Here is an 18,951-nt window from a genome sequence, read left to right as displayed (position 1 = left end):
ATGAGTCAGGAAATAAGAAACCTTGAACCCAAAGCTCTTTGGAACAAGTTTGCCGATTTAAATTCGGTACCTCGTCCTTCTAAAAAAGAAGAACGTGTGATTGCTTTTATGATGGATTTTGGACAAAAATTAGGTCTAGAAACTATAAAAGATGAAGTAGGTAATGTAATTATTAAAAAGCCTGCTACAGTAGGAATGGAAAACAGAAAAACTATTGTAATGCAATCGCATTTAGATATGGTTTGTCAAAAAAATAATGATACTCTTTTTGATTTTGATACGCAAGGTATTGAAATGTATGTTGATGGTGATTGGGTTAGAGCTAAAGGAACTACGCTTGGAGCTGATAATGGTTTAGGTGTAGCTACTATAATGGCTATATTAGAAAGTACTACTATGGCTCACCCTGCTATTGAGGCCTTGTTTACTATTGATGAAGAAACAGGAATGACAGGTGCTTTAGGATTAAAAGGAGGTTTGTTATCTGGTGAAATTCTTTTGAATTTAGATACCGAAGAAGATGATGAAATTGATATTGGATGCGCTGGTGGAGTAGATGTAACAGCTGAACGTGAGTATAATGAAGAAGAAACTCCAGAAGGTTCTGTAGGTTATACAATTACTGTAAAGGGGTTACAAGGAGGACATTCAGGAATGGATATTCATAAAGGATTAGGGAATGCTAATAAAATCATGAATCGTTTACTGTTTGATGGCTTCGAAAATTTTGGTCTTCAAATTGCTGAAATCAATGGTGGAAGTTTGCGAAATGCTATTCCGCGTGAAAGCGTAGCTAAAGTAATTATTGCAGGAATGTATGATGAAGCTTTTGTTTTTGATATGCAAGAAATAATTAATGACATCAAATCAGAATACAAGACGATGGAACCCCATCTTGAAATCTTGATTGAAAAATCAGATTTACCAACAAAAGTAATGGATTTAGGGGTTCAGGAAGGTTTATTACGTGCCATCTATACAGCTCACAACGGAGTCTATCGTATGAGTCCTGATATGGCTGATTTAGTAGAAACGTCAAATAATATTGCAAGAGTAGTTGTGAAAGAAGGACAAATATCAATTCAAAATTTAACGCGTTCTTCAGTAGAAAGCTCAAAATTTGATTTAGCAAATGCCTTGCGTTCAGCTTATGAATTATTTGGTTGTGAAGTTATCTTTTCAGGATCATATCCTGGTTGGACACCAAATGTTAATTCACCAATATTAGATGTGTTAACTTCTTTGTATGAAAAACAAAATGGTTCAAAACCTCATGTAGTAGCTTGTCATGCGGGGTTAGAATGTGGTATTTTAGGAACTAATTATCCTGAAATGGATATGATTTCTTTTGGACCTACAATAAAAGGAGCACATAGTCCTGATGAAAGAGCTAGTATTTCTTCTGCTCAAAAATATTGGAAATTTGTTTTAGAAATTTTACAAAATATTCCTCAAAAATAAAAACAAAAGGCTATCCTCTCAAGGTCGAAATCTTGTTATTTCGACCATAGGGAGGCTCGAACGAAGTAACAAATGAATAGTTATAATGAATAAGATTTCTCCTGTTGGTTGAAGTGAAAAACTACATCCTAAGTTATACTCTTTTTAAAGACCCAAATATTTTTAATTTTTTGTTTATCGAGTACGTTTCCATCTTTTATGAGTCCACATATAATATTCCGGAGCTTCATAAATTTGTTCTTCTACTTTTTTTATAAAATTTTCTGAAATTTGAAAATTAGGAACAGATTTCACCTGATCTGATAAAATTTCAAATGTTGCCTGATAAAAACCTCTTTGTATTTTTTTTACTTTTAAAAAAATAATATTCATATCAAAACGTTTTGCTAACATCTCTGCACCAATATGGATAGGTGCTTCTTTGCCCATAAATTGATACCAATGCATATTACTTGATGCTTTTGGTGTTTGATCACTAATAAATGCGTACGCTGATAGTTTGTTGTTTGTATCGTTTTTTTCTATAACTTTAGACGTTTCTTTTGTACTTATTAGTGTAGCTTTAAATTTAGAACGAATTTTTTTTACCAACCTATCGAAATAAGGATTTTTAATTTTTTTGTATACACCAAATCCTTCAAATTTAATATACTTATTCATTGCTATTAACCATTCATAATTTGCATAATGGGCTAGCATAATGATTACACTTTTTTGTTGCTCTTCTAATTTATTATAAATATCTAAATTAGTAAATTGGTACCTTTTATCCATTTCTTTTTCTGAAATATTTAAGGTTTTAATCATTTCTAAAAACATATCACAAAGATGTCTGTATGATTTTTTTTCTATAAATAATCGTTCTTCAGAAGATAAATGAGGAAAAGCAATTACTAGATTATGACGTACTGTTTTTTTTCTATAGCCTATAATGTAATAAATAAAAAAATAGACTCCATCAGACAAAAGATATAATAGCTTAAAAGGTAGTATTGATATAAACCAAATTACAGGATATAGTAGTAAATAAACGAGTAATTGCATCTTAATATTTTAAGGCAAATATAACTTATTAAATTTATTTAATAAAGGAATTTCATTATTTACTATTCTTATAAAATGTAGTATATTGCTAGTAAAAATAGACTCAATGAATTTAATATTATTATTGCTAATAGGTGTTACTGTTTTTGTAAGTTATAAAGGTTTTACAGATTACAATTTTTCTAATCACTATGAATTTAATGTAGGCAAAATTCGTTCAGGAGAACAAATAAGAATGTTTACATCTGGTTTTTTACATAATGATTGGGGGCATCTTTTTTTTAATATGTTTACCTTATATATGTTTGCACCCATTGTTATTTATAATTTGGGATCTAATGTGTTTTTAATAATTTATATGGTAAGTTTATTTTCAGGAAGCTTATTATCTATGGCTTATCATAAAAACACTTTTAATTACCGAGCTAGAGGAGCTTCTGGAGCAGTAGTGGGTATATTATATACTGCCATTTTATTGAATCCTGAAATAGATTTGTATCTTTTTCTTATTCCAATCCCAATTCCAGCTTATGTTTTTGGTATTGGATATTTGTTGTATTCCATTTATGGTATGAAAGCTAAAAATGATCATATAGGACATGAAGCTCATTTTGGAGGAGCATTAGGAGGTTTACTATCTACAATATTAATACAACCTAGTATTTTAATTACAAGTTTAAGAATGGTTATTTTGTTAATTATTCCTATTGTTATACTTTTTTTCTTGACAAAAATGAAAAAAATATAATGGCATACATTTTGTAATGTTTAAAAAAAATATTTAATCAAAAATCGTATATCAAATGAAAAAATTAATCACTTCTTTATTATTTCTAATGTCCTTTATGATGCAAGCACAAGAATTTAAACAACAGGTTCCACAAATAAATGTTTCAGGAGAAGGTAAAATAAAAACAGTTCCTGATCAATGCTTAATTACTTTAGGGGTTGAAAATACAGCTAAAGATGCAGCTACTGCAAAAAAAATGAATGATGATATCATCATTAAACTTATTCAATATATAAAAGGATATGGTATTTCAGCTTCTGATTATCAGACAACAGATGTAAATCTTAATAAAAATTATGATTATGAAAAAAAGAAATATAATTTTTATGCTAATCAAACAATAACCATTTTATTTAAAGACATAAAAAAATATAATGATTTCATGCTAGGAGTTACAGATACAGGAATAACTAACATTAGAAGTGTTGAATTTAAAACTTCAAAATTAGAAGAATTAGAAAAAGAAGCTCGTAAAAAAGCAATGTTAAATGCAAAACAAAAAGCAGAAGACTTTGTATCTGCTTTAGGACAAAAAGTAGGAAAAATTCTTTTAATAACAGATAATTCATCTTCTTATTATCCACAACAACAACCTATGATGTATAAATCAGCTATGATGGCTGAGACTCTACAAGACGGTGGAAATAAAGATATTTTAGCAGTGGGAGAAATGACTGTAGTGGTAAATGTACAAGCAGCATTTGTTATTGAATAAAAATATGAATTATATTTTATTTAATAACAAAAATATCTTCTAGATAAAGTTAAATGATGGGTTTGAATTTTTTTGGTAAATTTCCCTTTTTATAAAATGAATTTAAAAAATATAGGTATAGTGCTTTCTGGTGGAGGGAGTAAAGGCTTGGCTCATGCAGGTGTATTACATTTTTTGAACGAGAACGGAATAGAACCTAAAATTATTTCAGGAACTAGTGCTGGTGCTATTATTGCAGCTTTGTATGCGGTAGGAAAGTCTCCTCTTGAAATTTTAGATTTTTTTAGATCTATTTATTTTTTTCATTGGAAACATTTTACATTTTCTAAAGCAGGATTGATAGATGCAAATGCCTTTGAATCGTATTTTTATAAAATATTTAAAGACTTAAGGATTGGGGATTTACCGATTAAAATACATATAACTGCAACTGATTTAGTAAAAGGTAAATTAAGAGTTTTTGACGAAACAACACGTGTGGTAGATGCCATTTTAGCATCATCGTCATTTCCAGGTGTTTTTTCGCCTTATGAATTTGAAGGAAATTTATATAGTGACGGAGGAATTTTAAATCATTTTCCAACTGATTTGTTGCAAGGAAGATGTGACTATTGTATAGGAGTTTATGTTAGTCCCATACAAAAGATAGAACCAAAAGATCTTACTTCTATTAGATCTGTAACCGCTCGTGCTTTTGATTTACTTTTTGGAAACTCCAGTGCTCATAAGTTTGCTAACTGTGATTGGCTTATTCAGCCAGAAGAATTATCTAAATTTGGTACTTTTGAGACCAATAAATTAAAAATGGATGAAATTTTTTCAATAGGTTACAAGGAAGCCCAAAAAACATTTTCTAAAATGAGTTAATCTTTTTTATTTTTTAAAGGTATGAAAAGTTTAAAAAGGAGCTTAAATCCAGAAGACTATGTATTAGAAATTTATTGTAAATAAAAATGAGTTTAAATCTAAAAAAGTACTCGCTTTTTTATTCTCAATGTAAAACTAGAGCTGGAGTAAAAAATCAGTGCCTTTTCATTTTTATCAAAAGGTTAATGTATAATTTGAAAAATGCTGTTGTAGGAATCAATTTGTTGCTTAAACGATAGAAGAGGCTGTCCAAAAAAAGTTAGGACAGCCTCTTTATTGCTTGCTAGATTGAAATTAAAAGACATGAGGGTGTGTCTTTTTTTAGATAATTTTTATAAAGATTGGTTTTTATATATAGTTTATATTTCAAACCAATTTTGAATTAGAGTATCAATAGGTTGTGCGTTTGTGTGTGTGTACTCATTTGTTTTAGAATTGTATTCATAATCATTGGACCATTCTTGATGATTTCGCGCTAAAGAAGAGATAGCATCACAAACATATTGGATTTCATCATTAGTTGTGGTAGGATGAATAGACATTCGTATCCATCCAGGTTTTACGGTTAAATTGCCAGAGTTTATATTACAAGTAATAGCATTTGATCTATCTTGGTCAACATGTAATAGATAGTGTCCATAGGTGCCCGCACAACTACATCCTCCACGAGTTTGAATACCAAAACGATCATTTAATATTTTAACGCCTAAGTTATAATGTAAATTATCTATATAAAAAGAAATAACACCTAATCGGTCTTGATGTTGTCCTGCTAAAATGACTAAATTAGTTTCTTTACTTAATTCTTTAAAAATATACTTAACAATTTCTTTTTCGCGCTCAAGAATATTAGCCACACCCATTTTTTCTTTTAATTGAATGGCTAATGCTGTTTTTATAACTTGAAGAAAACCAGGAGTACCTCCGTCTTCGCGATCTTCAATATTGTCAATATATTTATGTTCTCCCCAAGGGTTAGTCCATGATACGGTTCCTCCTCCTGGGCAATCAGGAACATTGTTTTTGTATAGATTTTTATTAAATACAAGTATACCAGAGGTTCCAGGGCCTCCTAAAAACTTATGAGGAGAAAAGAAAACGGCATCTAAATAAGCTTCTGGATCTTCAGGGTGCATATTAATTGTTACATACGGTCCTGAACAAGCAAAGTCTACAAAGCATACACCTCCGTTTTGATGCATTATTTTTGCTACTTCATGATAAGGCGTTTTGATACCTGTTACGTTTGAACAAGAAGTTATAGAAGCTATTTTGAAACTTCTATCTTTATATTGTTGTATGATTTTTTTAAAATTTTCTAAACAAAAAAGACCTTCTTCGTTAGCAGGAATTATTACGACATCGGCAATAGTTTCTAACCAAGATGTTTGATTAGAGTGATGCTCCATGTGTGATACAAATACAATAGGTTTTATTTCTTTAGGGATACTAGTATAAATTTTTAGATTTTCGCAGATTCGTAAACCTAAAATTCTTTGAAATTTATTAACTACACCAGTCATTCCTGTCCCATCAGTAATTAATACATCATTTTCATCAGCATTTACATGTTTTTTTATAATTTTTCTAGCCTGATGATAAGCCATAGTCATAGCCGTTCCTGAAACTGTAGTTTCTGTGTGGGTATTTGCTACAAAAGGACCAAAATCGTTTAAGATTTTTTCTTCAATTGGTTTATATAGTCTTCCAGAAGCAGTCCAATCTGTATAAATGATTTTTTTTATTCCAAAAGGAGAATCAAATTCTTGATTAATCCCCACAATATTTTCTCTAAATTTTAAAAAATATTGTTCTAATGTTGTAGATTTTTCGGTTGTAATCATTTGTTTCTTATTTGGTTTCAAATATACATTATTTACTTATTTTTGAATAGAGTTTTAAAAAAATGATTAACAAATTATTACAATAGAGACTAAATTCGGAACGAAACAAAAATATTTTTTTAGAATAACCAGACATTTATTTCTTTAGGTCTTTTTAGTAGATAAAAAAGATATCTTATTTTAGGGCTATAATCTTTTATTTTTCAAATTTTCTTTGCTTTTTTTCTTTGATTTGATTCAGTAATTTTTGTTTAAATTCTATTTCTATTTGTTTTAATTGTATAATTTTTTGATTCGTAATAATCCCTTGTAGATTTTTCACCAATGCTTGTTTATTTTGTCTAATTTCATTTTCTGTTTTTTCTTCTTGATCCATTAAATTTTGAATTTCTTTATCTGAAAGAGAATTGATTTCTTCGGTATTTAATTGGTGTATTAATTTCTTTTTTTGTTTTTGAAGTTCAAAATGTTTATCATCAAATTGATTAAATATAGGCCAAAATTTTTGAGCTTCTTCAGGGGTTAAATTCAACCGATCGGATATAAAAGCCACTCGTAATGCTTTTATTTTTTCAATTTTTTCTTCTCTTCCTTGTCCAAAAGTAGTTTGGTTTAGTATGAATATAAGGAGTATAATTATTTTTTTCATGACGATTATTTTTAATAGTTAATTTAAATATTCATTTAGATAAATAGCCGTTTGATGATCTATAGAATTAAGTTCTTTTTCTAAATTAGTTAGATCTTCAGGGGTTAGATAATCAGCTAGATCTTCAGGAGTTATTTCGTCTGAATAAGCTAGGTACTCTTGTGTTGAAGTTAGGCTATAAGTATTGGTTTGATTAAAATAAATCCAAGTAAAAATGGAAATTATTATTGTGGCCGCAATTCCATAAATCCAAATGTTTTTTTTCTTCCAAAATGAAATTATTTTTGGAGTATCTATCTCTTGGTTAATATGTGACATGATACGATCTTCAAAATTTAGAAAATAATCATCAGGAACTTTATAACCAGAGTTTATTTTTGGGTCTGTATTTAAATTGATGTGTTTCATATTAATAAGACATGAATTAGGATAAAAGGTTTAATTTGTGTTTAAAAAATATTCAATTTTTTTAACTGCGTGAAAATAGGAGGCTTTTAATGCACCTACTGAGGTTTTTAAAATTTCACTAATTTCTTCATATTTTAATTCTTCAAAATATTTCATCTTAAAAACTTGTTGTTGCTTTTCAGGTAAGGAAGCTATTGCTTGGTGTAATTTTAGTTGAATTTCATCTCCATCAAAATGTATATCTGCTTCTAATTTTTGTACTATTTTTTCTTTTAAATCCTCATTAGAGCCCCCTCTTTTTTTTGCTCTACTATTTAAAAAAGTAATTGTTTCATTTGTAGCAATACGATACATCCAGGAATAAAGTTTACTTTCGCCTTTAAAATTTTTAAGATTTTGAAAAACCTTTATAAATGTGTTTTGTAAAATATCATCTGTGTCATCATGATCAGACACCATATTCCTTATATGATAATATAATGGCTTTTGATATTCACGAATTAACCTTCTAAAAGCTTCATTTTGAGTTTTAGGGTTTAAAAGCTCCGTTAAAAATAATTTTTCGTTTTGCAAAGTGTAGGTTGTTTGGGTATAAGACTAAAGATATTTAAAAAGGTTTAATTTTTAATATAAAAAGGCTTTGTATCTTTGACTGAAAATTAAAATTTATGATTAAAACAGTTATTTTTGATATGGATGGTGTTATTGTAGATACGGAACCTGTTCATAAATATGCTTATTACGAGCATTTCAAAGAATTGTCAATAAAGGTTTCAGACGCTATGTATGCTTCTTTTACGGGAAATTCTACGCGTAATGTTTTTCAAAAATTAAAAGAAACTTTTAATTTAGATCATGAGGTTGAATCTCTTGTTTTAAGAAAAAGAGAACTTTTTAATGAAGCGTTTGATACAAAACCTGATTTAGAATTAATCGAAGGTGTTTTGGATTTAATAAAAAAGTTATATGCTCAAAATATTCAACTTATTTTAGCTTCTTCGGCTTCAAAAAGTACAATAAATCGTGTATTTAAACGGTTTGATTTAGATCCTTATTTTACCCATAAGGTGAGTGGAGAGGATTTCCCTAAATCAAAACCGGATCCAGCTATATTTTTACATGCTGTTTCACTTTCAATTGCACCTAAAGAAAACTGTATAGTAATTGAAGATAGTACAAATGGTATACAAGCAGCTCATGCTGCTGGAATTTATTGTGTAGGATATAATAGTGCTAACTCAAAATTTCAAGATTTATCATTAGCCGATGAAATTATTCAACATTTTAAGGAATTTAATTTTTTAAAAGAAATTATCTAAAATAATTTATTAAAATATACTTGTTTTTTTAAATAGATTTATAAAGTTATTTTGTAGGCTATAGTATGTTAGATAATTCAATAAATATTATTATTATATAGTTTTCAAAAAAAATCAGCTATTTTATTATTTTTTAAAGATTGAATTTGGGCTCAGATTAATTTTTTGGGGATTAAGCAAAAAGTTTCTCCATTCTAAAGAGGAAGAATTTAGTATCCATCACACCTCTTTGATTAGCTCTGAAGAGTTTTATTTTTGAGTTAAAGGATTCAGCATTTGCGTTTGTATGTCTTTTTATGAAGAAGTTTACAATTGTTTCCAAATGATAATTTAAACTATTGGCAACGGTATTAAAGACAGTCATTTTTAATTCTTTGGTTTTGGATATCCAATTCAATATTTTTTGTTTAACCTCTTCTTTTGAGGTGTATTCATAAATATTTCTAAACTCTTGGGTGTGTTTATATGCCTGATGTATTAGAGGATAATGTTGGAACAATATTTGGGCTCGCACTTTTTGGGTTTCTGTCCATTGGTTGGGTTTCTTGGCAATGATATAACGACATCGAGCCAATAGTTGTTTGGGTGTGTCTTGGTTTTCAAAAGTTATTGGAATGTATTTTATTGCTTGCTCCTTTGCTTTTTTGATAGCTTGATTCTCTTTTTCAATCTCCTCCCAGCGATATTTTATCCTTAAATGCTGGAGAGCTTCCATTACCAACTTTACCACATGGAAACGGTCTGTGACAAGGTAACTTTCAGGAAAACACATTCTTGATGCTGATTGCATATTGTTTGCCATATCAAGTGTTATCGATTTTACTTGTTTTCTATGCGAAAGTGGAATTTTAGTAACCACATCAATAATGTCCTGACTTTTGGTGCCTTTTATAACCGCCACTAAGGATTTCTTTTTGCCTCTTCCTTGTTTATTGGTTACAAAAGTATACAGTTCACCTTTTGACAATCTTACTTCATCAATACTTAAATTCTCCCCAATATTTTCGGGGTAAATCAGATAATTTTCGGCATGTTCTAACTGTTTCCAACTTGTAAAACCACTGATTCTTTTTTTGTAATGTCTTCGCAGTAAATCAGCTTTAATGCCATAATAACTGGCAATGTTACTTATCGTATCTTCTCGGGTCTCTACCTGTACCTTTTAAAAAATCCGAAAGTTCAACAGTTAATTTGGAACCTTCTGCAATAAAAGAATAATCGCTTTTAATTTCTGACTTATCTACTGTATTTCGCCACCTACGTCTTCTGATACCTAAATAAACAGCCTTTCCTCGTATTGGAAAATCTTGTATCAAAGTACGCTCACAAAAGCCTTTTGACTCATATTCCTCTGAAATGAAACCTTCGGGAATAATGTTCTTTTCATCAAGATAGATATAAAAGCAATCCTTTTTTGTTTGAATATCTCCTAATTCTATAAAATCAACAATATCAAAATGACATAATAATTCTTCGGGTAGAAAAGCAGAAAGTATCGAAAAATCCATTTACTTTTTTTGTCGCAATTTACAATTACTCCCCATATTTTTTATGTGAGCCTGAATTTGTAATAAAAATACATTAGGACTATACCGTATAGTCCTAATGTATTTTTATTATTCTATTTTAGAATTTAATTTTAGATAGTTTTTAATTGTTTGTTCTTTTAAAAGGATTAATTTTTATTTTCATTCCAATAATAGCTATCGGGGTATAGCCTTTGTCCAAATATGGCAGTACCAATTCTTATGATTGTTGCTCCCTCCTCTATGGCAATTTCTAAATCACCACTCATACCCATTGAAAGTTCTTGCATTTCTACATTGGGTATATTTAAGGTTCTTATTTGTTCTTGGATATTTTTAAGTAAGCAAAAACATTCTTTAACTTTATTAGTTTCTGCACTAAATAAGCCTATGGTCATAAGTCCCTTTATTTTTAAGGTATTAAACTGAGCTACTTCTTTTATAAAATTACTAACATCATTAGGATCTATTCCAAATTTACTTTTTTCTTTTGAAGTATTTACTTGTATTAAGACGTCTATACTTTTGTTTTCAAGTTGTAATCTTTGGTGTAATTTTTCAGCTAAGTCTAAACGATCGAGTGATTGAATACATGAAACATTATATTTTAATAGATCTTTTATTTTATTTGTTTGTAGATGTCCAATAAAATGATTTGTATGATTAAATTCTTTTAATGAGTCATGTTTTTCTTTTAGTTCTTGTACTTTATTTTCAGCTATTAAGTAATTACCTGCTTTTAATGCTATTTTAATGCGTTCAGCTGAAACGGTTTTAGTTGCTAGGAGTAATTTAACTTCATCAGGGTTTCTATTACTATTTTTGCAAGCATCGTTTATTCGTTTTTTTATGATAGCTATATTTTTTAAAATTTCTTCAGTCATAGATTTATATTTTTTGGTTTTCTTCTAAACTTTTAATCAATATCGATTTTATAATGTTATATGCGTGATCTTTGGCTTGGGCAAAGGAAATATTATACTTACGATCTATATGCTGTAAATTTGTAGGAAACAATGATAAAAGATTGTTATAATACTGATCTAGAAGTTCTTTTTGAGGTATTGTAAAATGTATTTGTAACTGAAAACGTCTTATTAGAGCTGTATCAATAATTTCAACATGATTGGTAGCGCATATTAATAAAGCCTTATTGGGAAAATAATCTATAAGTTGAATAATTGTATTTACTAATCTTCTCATTTCTCCTACATCTTTATCATCATTTCCTCTTGCTTTTCCGATTTGATCAAATTCATCTAAAAATAAAACGGCTTGATCTCTGGCTGCTTTATCAAAAATTTGTTTAAGATTTTGAGAGGTTTCTCCTATACGTGAAGAAACTATATTGCTCAAGTTAAGGATTAGAATATTTTTACCTAGCTTTTGTGCAATAGCTTTGGCAGTCATAGTTTTACCACAACCTGAACTACCGTAAAGTAAAATTTTATTGTTTATAGGTAAACCATATTTATTTAATTGATCAAAATATGTGTGTTCTTTTATGAGTTGTTCAATATTTATTTTATTGGTTTTTTCTAGAAATATATCATTTAGGGATATTTGTTCTTTGTCGTTGATGATGAGATTATGCAAATTCATTTCATTTTTTATTTAATAACAGAATAAATAAAAATTTATAATGTTTTTATTCCTATTTTATATAAATTCTGGTTTTATCTTTAGATTATATCCTGTTTCTAATATATGGCATAAGTTTTATAATTTTGGAAAAATTTAATGGTTTCAAATTTAGTTAGGAAAACTAACAAAAGCAAATCTATTTTAAGTATTTAAATAACTTAGATAGGGGAGAAGGTAGAAAGATTTAAATTATTAAAAAGAGTTTAATTGGTATTTACTAAGTTGTCAGTTTAGTAAATACCAATTCTATTTTTATTTTGTACTAACTAAATAAAAAGGAGCGAAGATTTAATCTAAACTAAAAAACGAATCATTTTTATATTTTACCCAGATATGTATTTTCCAAAGGACAAATTATTTATTTTTCGAATAATTATTGTTTAAATAATAAAACACAATATACTTGTTACTGGAATTCCAATTATCGGATTTATGAATGTATAAGAAAACCCTAATTTTTCCAAATTTGTCATTACGAAAATGTGTATTAAATATATGCCATAGCTATACTTGCTAAAGAAAGAAATCGTTTTTGAGTTGAATTTTATAAAATCCTTGAATACTAAAAAAATACCTATTGAAACGATCAAAACATTTGGCATTAGATATGAATAAAAACCTTCATAAAATTTCCCTTTATATTTCGTTGCAAAAAAAGTGGCGCATATTGTTGTTAAAATTCCAATTAAAATGAAAAAAGTGTAGATAATTTTCTTTTTTTTTAAAAATTAAAATTTACCCTGTTAAGGTAATACCCTAAAACAGGATATCCTATGTAACCTGAAAAATAAGAAATTTCAATATTTGGAATTAATTGATTGATTAGGGGGAGTTTTATAAAAATTGTAATTAGCCAGATTATAAGAAAGTATTTTATTTCATTGTTGTTAGCAAGGCTTAACCACTTTCCAATAATAGGAAAAATTAAATAAAGCCCAATGATCATATAAACATACCATAAGTGAAAACTAGCTCCAGTTTTTAATTTGCTCTATATAAATTTTAAAATTTGTAAAAAAGTTAAATTTTCTCCCGTATAAAATTTGTGCAAAAGATCTAATAAAATATAGAATATACTCCAAAATAAAAACGGAAAAATGATTCTTAAAACTCTTTTTTTAAAATATTCGGTATTATTCTCATAGGTTTTAGATAAAATTAAAACACCTGAAATCATTAAGAATATAGGAACACAAAATCTAACAGAACTATCGTAAAGATTACCTATCCACCAATCTACATTAGAAATGGTTCCATACCGATATAATATTCCTGATGAAGCGTGTAAAAGTATCACACTAAATGTTGCTAAAACCCTTAGAGAAGTTATCCAACTCAAGTTTTCATTATTCATTTTAGTTTTTTATTAGTTTAATGGTATTCATTGTATTTCCCTGATGGATAAGAATTAAATATAAGCCTTTGTTTAAAAAACTAAAATCAATATAATTTTTTTCTAATATTTTTTCTGGTACAATAATTTTTCCATTTAAATCAGTAATACTAAATTTAATTGTAGAATTCTTTATAGTTTCTAAATAAAATAAATCTTTAACAGGATTAGGATAATAGCGGTAATTTGTTTCACTAATTTGATCTATACTTAAAGGTGAAATATCAATGGTTTGAGTACTGGATTCTGAACATCCGTTCTTATGGGTTGTCAATAGAATCGTTTTTAAACCTGTAGTTCTGAAATTATAACTAGGAGATAGTTCATTTGTTCTGTATTCGTTATTAATATTCCAAGATACTGAATCATAATTAGTAGATGTATTTTGTAATTGTATATTCATTCCATTTAGTAAAAATGAAAAATCAGTATGTAAATTATAAGTATTTATAAGCCAATTGGGTTTGTTTTTGAGAATAACATTGTCAGCTATTTTTTGTAGATAGATGGCAGTAGCATCATTAATACCTCCATAAAAATTACAAGGTTCTATATTTTCTTGATATAATGTATTAAATATAGAGCAAGCAATAAGATAAGAACCTTTTAAGCCAGGGTGTACATCGTTATAAGTCGAATGCAGTAAAAGATCCTGATTGGAAATGTAATGTTGTTTAAAACATTCACCAGCAGAGGCAAAAGGTATCTTCATACCATGTGCAATTGCGGTTATAGAATCTTTTATTTTTGTTTGACTTATAAAATAATTATCGTATTTGCCTCCGCCATTGTTGTTGGATTCAATACCATTTGATATTTCATATAATATTATTTTAGAACAAGGACTATACTTACGTATAGAATCTATGAGTTGTTTTCCTCTATTTATTGTTGTTTTTGTAGGAGAAGATATACCTGCTGATTCTCCTGTACCAGGTTGGAGAATAACTGTATCCCAAATTTGGGACGCAAATAAATTATAAATATTATTATCGTTTATATGATTTACAAAACCCGTTCCTCCTAACGCATATTGTTGGACTTGAACATTTTTTCCTTTTGCTTTTGCAAGGTCTTGAAATAATATTGGCATATTATTAAAATAGGTCATGCTATTTCCTATGAATAACACTTTTTCTTGAGCCGTAAAATCTAGATAGTTAGATAAAAAGAAGACTAGTAATATTATATTTTTCATATTTTTTGTTTTATCTGTATCTAGAATATTTGTTTATGAGAATTAAAAATCATATTACTAAACTAATGTTTAACTTATTTTTTAAAGCCTCATAAAGTCTTAAACTCTGTAAAAATACTAAAATGATTATTATAAAAACAAATGAATTTCTAGAAGTAGAATATTTACTATTATCAAGACTTAGGGACAAAAGGGATGTTTACACTTACAAATTATCTTATTTTTTTTAGCAACTATTGAAATAACTTTATGCCCTTTTAGTTGATTACTAGGTTTTTATGATTAATTTAGCTTTGATTTATTGATAAATAATTAAAAATGATTAAATTTGTTGTAAGATTGTATATTCAAATATGATTCAAAACTTAAAAATGGTCGATTTTTTATCTGATTTAGCGGATATTTTTACAGGAAACTACACTTACAAAAGAAGTAGTGACCTTGATACTATGCGTAAAGATATCATGAATGTTTCTCATATCCCAACGGCTTTTGAAGATCGAGAAAATTTAAGAAACGATTTGAATAGTTTTTTAAAAGATACCTTAAAGGCCAAAGGAGAAATAACGGTAGAGTTAAAAAATGGCAAAACAAAGTAGAAAAGCTCAATTAACACGATCTCATTCTCATCAAGGACATACAATTGAAGAAGTTTTTGATGATAATCTATTGCCAGATGCTTCAGAAATTAAAAAACTATCAGAATTAGACCCTAATATAATGTCTTGGCTTAAAGAAAGAGCAGAGAAAGAACAGGATTTCAGGCATGGTGCTTTCAATAAAAGGTTACAGATAGTTTCAAAAACAGAAAGAGGCTCAAGATGGATAAATTATTTAGGTCTTCTTTTTTCATTTGTACTGCTTTCAGGGGGAATGTATTTGTCCTACACCTTAATAATTGAAAAACACGAAATTATTGGTAGTGTATTTTCAGGTGTAATGTTAGTTGTAATTGCTTCGATTTTTATGAGTAAAGTGAAGAGTAATAATAACGAAAAGACACCTACCTAATGTTAGCTAATTCTCTTAAAAAAAGACTAAAAGCAAATAAGATGTAATAGGCTGTAAATAAAATACTTACAATACAGAGTAAGTGTTTTAGAGTTATTATCTATATGAGTCACCAATTCTAAAGTTGTATTATCTGGGTTCTTAGTTAGAATAACAAATTTTGAATAGTTCTCCATTTTTTGTTTTTAAAATTTTTATAAAGATTTAAATTTATTAAAAAAAGGGGTAAAATAATATCCAATACCTAATTGGTTTTAAACAGAAAAGGTTAAAATTTTTTATACACTACTATTATTTATTTATCAATGTAATTTACTTCTTTTATTATAGAAATAAAATAGTTATAATTAGTTTTAGATAAACTATCTAAAATAAAAAATAGGTATCTCAATTTATTTTATCAATAAATAAAAATCTCATAACGAGTATTTTTTAATTTATGTTTTTTAAAATCAATTGTTTAGAAATTATTTATTCACTGTTTAGAGTATACTAACTGAATAAAGTTACCCCAGATTAGGTATTAGAAGGCACATTCATAATAACATAAACACTTGCTTATCAATAAAATAAGTCTTATATTAGAAGAAACAAACCCCGAAAAAGCTCAAAAAGAGTCAAAAACGGGGTTTTTCTTTAAATGCTATGGCAAAAAAAATACGTTTAAGCGAATTTCAATACCAAATTCCATTTTTTACCCTCAATAAAGATTTTGATGGTTTTTACGCCCAATTTTTAAAAACAGATTTGGGAAAAATTTATCTTTCGATGCCTTTTTCAGAGCTAGCTCAAGCCTTCAAACTGAAAGATTTTCAAAAAGGAACTCATTGTTATTTTAGCCCTAAGGGTAAAATAGCTCTGATGATGCTTAAAAACTACTACGGCTGTTCTGATAAAAAGTTAATTGAACTTCTCAACGGAAATATCTTTATGCCATTTTTTTGAGACATTCTGATTCCGATTGATAAACCATTGAAAAACTTTAAAATCGTGAGTCAAATCAGAATGGAGCTATCCAAAAATTTAACCATCCGTAAAGCCCAAGAAGTACTAGCAAAGAGCTGGATTCCTTATATGGGAGATTTAGACAAAATGCTTACGGATGCTACCTGTTATGAGAGCGAAGTGCGCTTTCCTACAAACCAGAAATTGCTTTGGGAATGTGTAGAGTGGAATTATAAGCAAATGGAATCTTTATGTCATTTATTTAAAATAAAACTACCAAGAACTAAATATTTAGATTGGTGTAAGCGATACAAAAAATATTCAAAAAAGAGAAAAAAACAATCAAAACATCGCACAAAAGTTACCTGAAGATTACTTAAATTATTGTACAAACTCAATGACGAACTTAGCCGTATTGAAACACAAAATCCATTTGAAGCCACTACAAAATACAGCAAACAACGCTTGATTATCAATCAGGTACACAAACAACAACTTCAGATATTTAAAACCGGCAAAAGTCTTCCAAACAGGATTGTAAGTATTAGCAAAAGTTATATCCGCCCAATTGTCCGTGAGAAAGAAATAAAGCAAGTTGAATTTGGAGCCAAAGTAAACAAAATTCAAATCGATGGCATCAATTTCATCCAACACATTCAATATCGAGCTTTCAACGAAGGAACTCGTCTGCAAAGCAGTGTCTTTTGCGCCCAGAATTTAACTAAAACAAAAGTAAAAATACTTGGAGCAGATGCCATTTACGCCACCAACAAAAATCGAACGTTCACTACAACCAATACTATCCAAACCGATTTTGTACGTAAAGGAAAAGCTGGAAAAAATGAAGAACAACGCAAAATTTTAGCCCAACACATCAAGAAAGAACGAGCTACTCGCCTAGAAGGAAGTTTTGGCAAGGAAAAGGAACATTACCATCTCAAGAAAATCAAAGCCAAAACCCAAAAAAGTGAGATACTTTGGATTTTCTTTGGCATTCACACAGCCAATGCTTTAGAAATAGGACGAAGAATTTATCAGCAACAGCAAACTTTAGTAGCATAAAAAAATGAAAACTAGCCTCACTGGGGAACGTGCGTCCTGTTGCGAACCAAAAACCAATTTTTAAACATTTGAATCCGCCAAAAAACAAAAATGACCCAAAATTGTAAATCAAAATGGGTCATTTTTTTATTTTTTTACAAAAGTGTGGTTACTTCTGAATGTGCCTATTTCTGTTACCAATTTGTTTGCTTAATTTAGAAATCCCACAGGTTTTTGACTTGATCTTTTTTGATCACGATTGCTAGGGGTTAAAAATAAAACCGATAATAACTAAATTATCGGTTTTTATCAGTGGGGAGAGCAGGATTCGAACCTGCGAAGGTTTCCCAACGGATTTACAGTCCGTCCTCGTTGGCCGCTTGAGTATCTCCCCCTCACTTGACCGTGATTGCTTCATTGCGATGCAAAATTACGATTGTTTTTTAGATAAACAAGCTTTTTTTTAGATATTTTTCAATTTTTTTATAAGTATCTCTGATAGAAATTATTAGATAACTTATTGCTTATTTATCGAACGTTCCAGATTAATTAAAAACTATATTTAATAACAAAATAAGAAAAAAAATCAGTTTTAGAACGTTTTTTGAATATTTCGAAGAGTATTATAAATTCTTTTAAAAATATACAATAACTCTTCGAAAATTATTAACAACTTATTTTTATAAGTCACGAATGTCTTTAGAAATTAGATCTTACCTTTAATTTCTTTTTTATACTTATTTAATAATGCTTTTGTCATACCTAAATTTGCTTTTGTAGAATCTACAGCTAAATAGATAAAATATTCATTATTTTCAGAAACATCTATAATATGTATTTGAGATTTTAGATTAATTAAGATGTCTTCAATGGTTTCTTTTAATCCTAAAGCATTAATAGCATTTAATTTAGCTTTTACAACTTCAAGATTAAATGCTGATGCCAACTCAGGATCAAAATTGGAATCAGTAGATAAAGTAAAATAAGAAATTCCGCTTTTTATTTCAGAAACGGCAACGGCGATAAACCCTGGTACATTGTTTTTCAGGTCTTCACCAAATTGTTTTAAAAAATCTGACATACGATTAATTATTAA

At 28.5% G+C, this 18,951-nt stretch carries 23 protein-coding genes and 1 tRNA gene; 10 read left to right on the top strand and 14 right to left on the bottom strand.

Translation table 11 applies throughout. The features are described 5' to 3' along the window. Positions 1-1,461, top strand: coding sequence for an aminoacyl-histidine dipeptidase (locus HUE53_RS12995; protein WP_014164483.1), 1,461 nt, complete (start codon positions 1-3; stop codon positions 1,459-1,461). A gap of 174 nt (positions 1,462-1,635) precedes the next feature. On the opposite strand, the gene HUE53_RS12990 is transcribed toward HUE53_RS12995, so the two are convergent. Continuing rightward, the gene (locus HUE53_RS12990) at positions 1,636-2,505 is read right to left on the bottom strand and encodes a lysophospholipid acyltransferase family protein (protein ID WP_041253156.1); all 870 of its coding nucleotides are present in this window, start codon (positions 2,503-2,505) and stop codon (positions 1,636-1,638) included. A 106-nt stretch (positions 2,506-2,611) separates the two neighbouring features. On the opposite strand from HUE53_RS12990, the gene HUE53_RS12985 reads away from it, so the two are divergent. The 3 genes from HUE53_RS12985 (at position 2,612) to HUE53_RS12975 (ending at position 4,877) form a co-directional block, all read left to right on the top strand. After that, positions 2,612-3,253, top strand: coding sequence for a rhomboid family intramembrane serine protease (locus HUE53_RS12985; protein WP_014164485.1), 642 nt, complete (start codon positions 2,612-2,614; stop codon positions 3,251-3,253). 55 nt (positions 3,254-3,308) lie between these two features. Further along, positions 3,309-4,010, top strand: coding sequence for an SIMPL domain-containing protein (locus HUE53_RS12980; protein ID WP_014164486.1), 702 nt, complete (start codon positions 3,309-3,311; stop codon positions 4,008-4,010). Positions 4,011-4,106: 96 nt separating this feature from the next. Further along, positions 4,107-4,877 carry a patatin-like phospholipase family protein gene (locus HUE53_RS12975; protein WP_041253157.1) on the top strand — a complete coding sequence of 257 codons (771 nt, stop codon included), beginning with the start codon at positions 4,107-4,109 and terminating at the stop codon, positions 4,875-4,877. A 359-nt stretch (positions 4,878-5,236) separates the two neighbouring features. Here the strand turns inward: HUE53_RS12975 and HUE53_RS12970 are convergent, their stop codons facing one another. The 4 genes from HUE53_RS12970 to HUE53_RS12955 all read right to left on the bottom strand — a co-directional run bounded on the left by HUE53_RS12970 (position 5,237) and on the right by HUE53_RS12955 (position 8,351). Beyond that, positions 5,237-6,721: an aminotransferase class V-fold PLP-dependent enzyme gene (locus HUE53_RS12970; protein WP_065213632.1), complete on the bottom strand. Its 1,485-nt coding sequence runs from the start codon at positions 6,719-6,721 to the stop codon at positions 5,237-5,239. A 196-nt stretch (positions 6,722-6,917) separates the two neighbouring features. After that, a complete protein-coding gene (locus HUE53_RS12965; protein ID WP_014164489.1) occupies positions 6,918-7,370 on the bottom strand; it encodes a hypothetical protein in 453 nt (150 codons plus the stop codon). Positions 7,371-7,388: 18 nt separating this feature from the next. Then, the gene (locus HUE53_RS12960) at positions 7,389-7,778 is read right to left on the bottom strand and encodes a hypothetical protein (RefSeq protein ID WP_014164490.1); all 390 of its coding nucleotides are present in this window, start codon (positions 7,776-7,778) and stop codon (positions 7,389-7,391) included. Positions 7,779-7,808: 30 nt separating this feature from the next. Further along, positions 7,809-8,351: an RNA polymerase sigma factor gene (locus HUE53_RS12955; protein WP_014164491.1), complete on the bottom strand. Its 543-nt coding sequence runs from the start codon at positions 8,349-8,351 to the stop codon at positions 7,809-7,811. A 95-nt stretch (positions 8,352-8,446) separates the two neighbouring features. Between HUE53_RS12955 and HUE53_RS12950 the strand changes: the two genes are divergently transcribed. Beyond that, positions 8,447-9,097, top strand: coding sequence for an HAD family hydrolase (locus HUE53_RS12950; RefSeq protein WP_014164492.1), 651 nt, complete (start codon positions 8,447-8,449; stop codon positions 9,095-9,097). Positions 9,098-9,269: 172 nt separating this feature from the next. Here HUE53_RS12950 and HUE53_RS12945 read toward each other — a convergent pair whose 3' ends face one another. The 7 genes from HUE53_RS12945 to HUE53_RS12915 form a co-directional block, all read right to left on the bottom strand. Then, positions 9,270-10,187: an ISAon1 family transposase gene (locus HUE53_RS12945; RefSeq protein ID WP_454951484.1), complete on the bottom strand. Its 918-nt coding sequence runs from the start codon at positions 10,185-10,187 to the stop codon at positions 9,270-9,272. 34 nt (positions 10,188-10,221) lie between these two features. Continuing rightward, a complete protein-coding gene (locus HUE53_RS12940) occupies positions 10,222-10,605 on the bottom strand; it encodes an ISAon1 family transposase N-terminal region protein (protein WP_014165862.1) in 384 nt (127 codons plus the stop codon). 167 nt (positions 10,606-10,772) lie between these two features. Further along, a complete protein-coding gene (locus tag HUE53_RS12935; RefSeq protein ID WP_014164493.1) occupies positions 10,773-11,507 on the bottom strand; it encodes a YggS family pyridoxal phosphate-dependent enzyme in 735 nt (244 codons plus the stop codon). 4 nt (positions 11,508-11,511) lie between these two features. Next, positions 11,512-12,225 (bottom strand): AAA family ATPase, encoded by a 714-nt coding sequence (locus HUE53_RS12930; protein WP_014164494.1) that lies wholly within the window; start codon positions 12,223-12,225, stop codon positions 11,512-11,514. A 422-nt stretch (positions 12,226-12,647) separates the two neighbouring features. Further along, the gene (locus HUE53_RS14555) at positions 12,648-12,974 is read right to left on the bottom strand and encodes an acyltransferase family protein (RefSeq protein ID WP_225556222.1); all 327 of its coding nucleotides are present in this window, start codon (positions 12,972-12,974) and stop codon (positions 12,648-12,650) included. Between the two features lie 284 nt (positions 12,975-13,258). Continuing rightward, the gene (locus HUE53_RS12920) at positions 13,259-13,621 is read right to left on the bottom strand and encodes an acyltransferase (protein ID WP_065213630.1); all 363 of its coding nucleotides are present in this window, start codon (positions 13,619-13,621) and stop codon (positions 13,259-13,261) included. A 1-nt stretch (position 13,622) separates the two neighbouring features. After that, entirely contained in the window at positions 13,623-14,858 is a 1,236-nt protein-coding gene (locus HUE53_RS12915; protein ID WP_014164497.1) for an SGNH/GDSL hydrolase family protein, read from the bottom strand. Between the two features lie 371 nt (positions 14,859-15,229). On the opposite strand from HUE53_RS12915, the gene HUE53_RS12910 reads away from it, so the two are divergent. The 5 genes from HUE53_RS12910 (at position 15,230) to HUE53_RS12895 (ending at position 17,876) form a co-directional block, all read left to right on the top strand. Then, positions 15,230-15,457: a hypothetical protein gene (locus HUE53_RS12910; protein WP_148265423.1), complete on the top strand. Its 228-nt coding sequence runs from the start codon at positions 15,230-15,232 to the stop codon at positions 15,455-15,457. Further along, positions 15,441-15,869 carry a hypothetical protein gene (locus HUE53_RS12905; RefSeq protein WP_014164499.1) on the top strand — a complete coding sequence of 143 codons (429 nt, stop codon included), beginning with the start codon at positions 15,441-15,443 and terminating at the stop codon, positions 15,867-15,869. The genes HUE53_RS12910 and HUE53_RS12905 overlap by 17 nt, the downstream gene beginning before the upstream one ends. 645 nt (positions 15,870-16,514) lie before the next feature. After that, positions 16,515-16,814, top strand: a complete 300-nt coding sequence (locus HUE53_RS12900; protein ID WP_097609770.1) for a hypothetical protein — start codon at positions 16,515-16,517, stop codon at positions 16,812-16,814. 45 nt (positions 16,815-16,859) lie between these two features. After that, the gene (locus HUE53_RS14370) at positions 16,860-17,183 is read left to right on the top strand and encodes a hypothetical protein (protein ID WP_225556151.1); all 324 of its coding nucleotides are present in this window, start codon (positions 16,860-16,862) and stop codon (positions 17,181-17,183) included. A 15-nt stretch (positions 17,184-17,198) separates the two neighbouring features. Continuing rightward, positions 17,199-17,876, top strand: a complete 678-nt coding sequence (locus HUE53_RS12895; RefSeq protein WP_225556152.1) for a transposase — start codon at positions 17,199-17,201, stop codon at positions 17,874-17,876. Between the two features lie 292 nt (positions 17,877-18,168). On the opposite strand, the gene HUE53_RS12890 is transcribed toward HUE53_RS12895, so the two are convergent. Continuing rightward, a tRNA-Tyr gene (locus HUE53_RS12890) sits at positions 18,169-18,249 on the bottom strand. Between the two features lie 312 nt (positions 18,250-18,561). Then, positions 18,562-18,936, bottom strand: a complete 375-nt coding sequence (locus HUE53_RS12885) for a hypothetical protein (protein ID WP_014164579.1) — start codon at positions 18,934-18,936, stop codon at positions 18,562-18,564. Positions 18,937-18,951 lie beyond the last annotated feature (15 nt).

The organism is Flavobacterium columnare (assembly GCF_014844295.1).
GTDB classification, from domain to species: domain Bacteria; phylum Bacteroidota; class Bacteroidia; order Flavobacteriales; family Flavobacteriaceae; genus Flavobacterium; species Flavobacterium columnare.
This window is presented reverse-complemented; position numbering and strand designations above follow the sequence as displayed.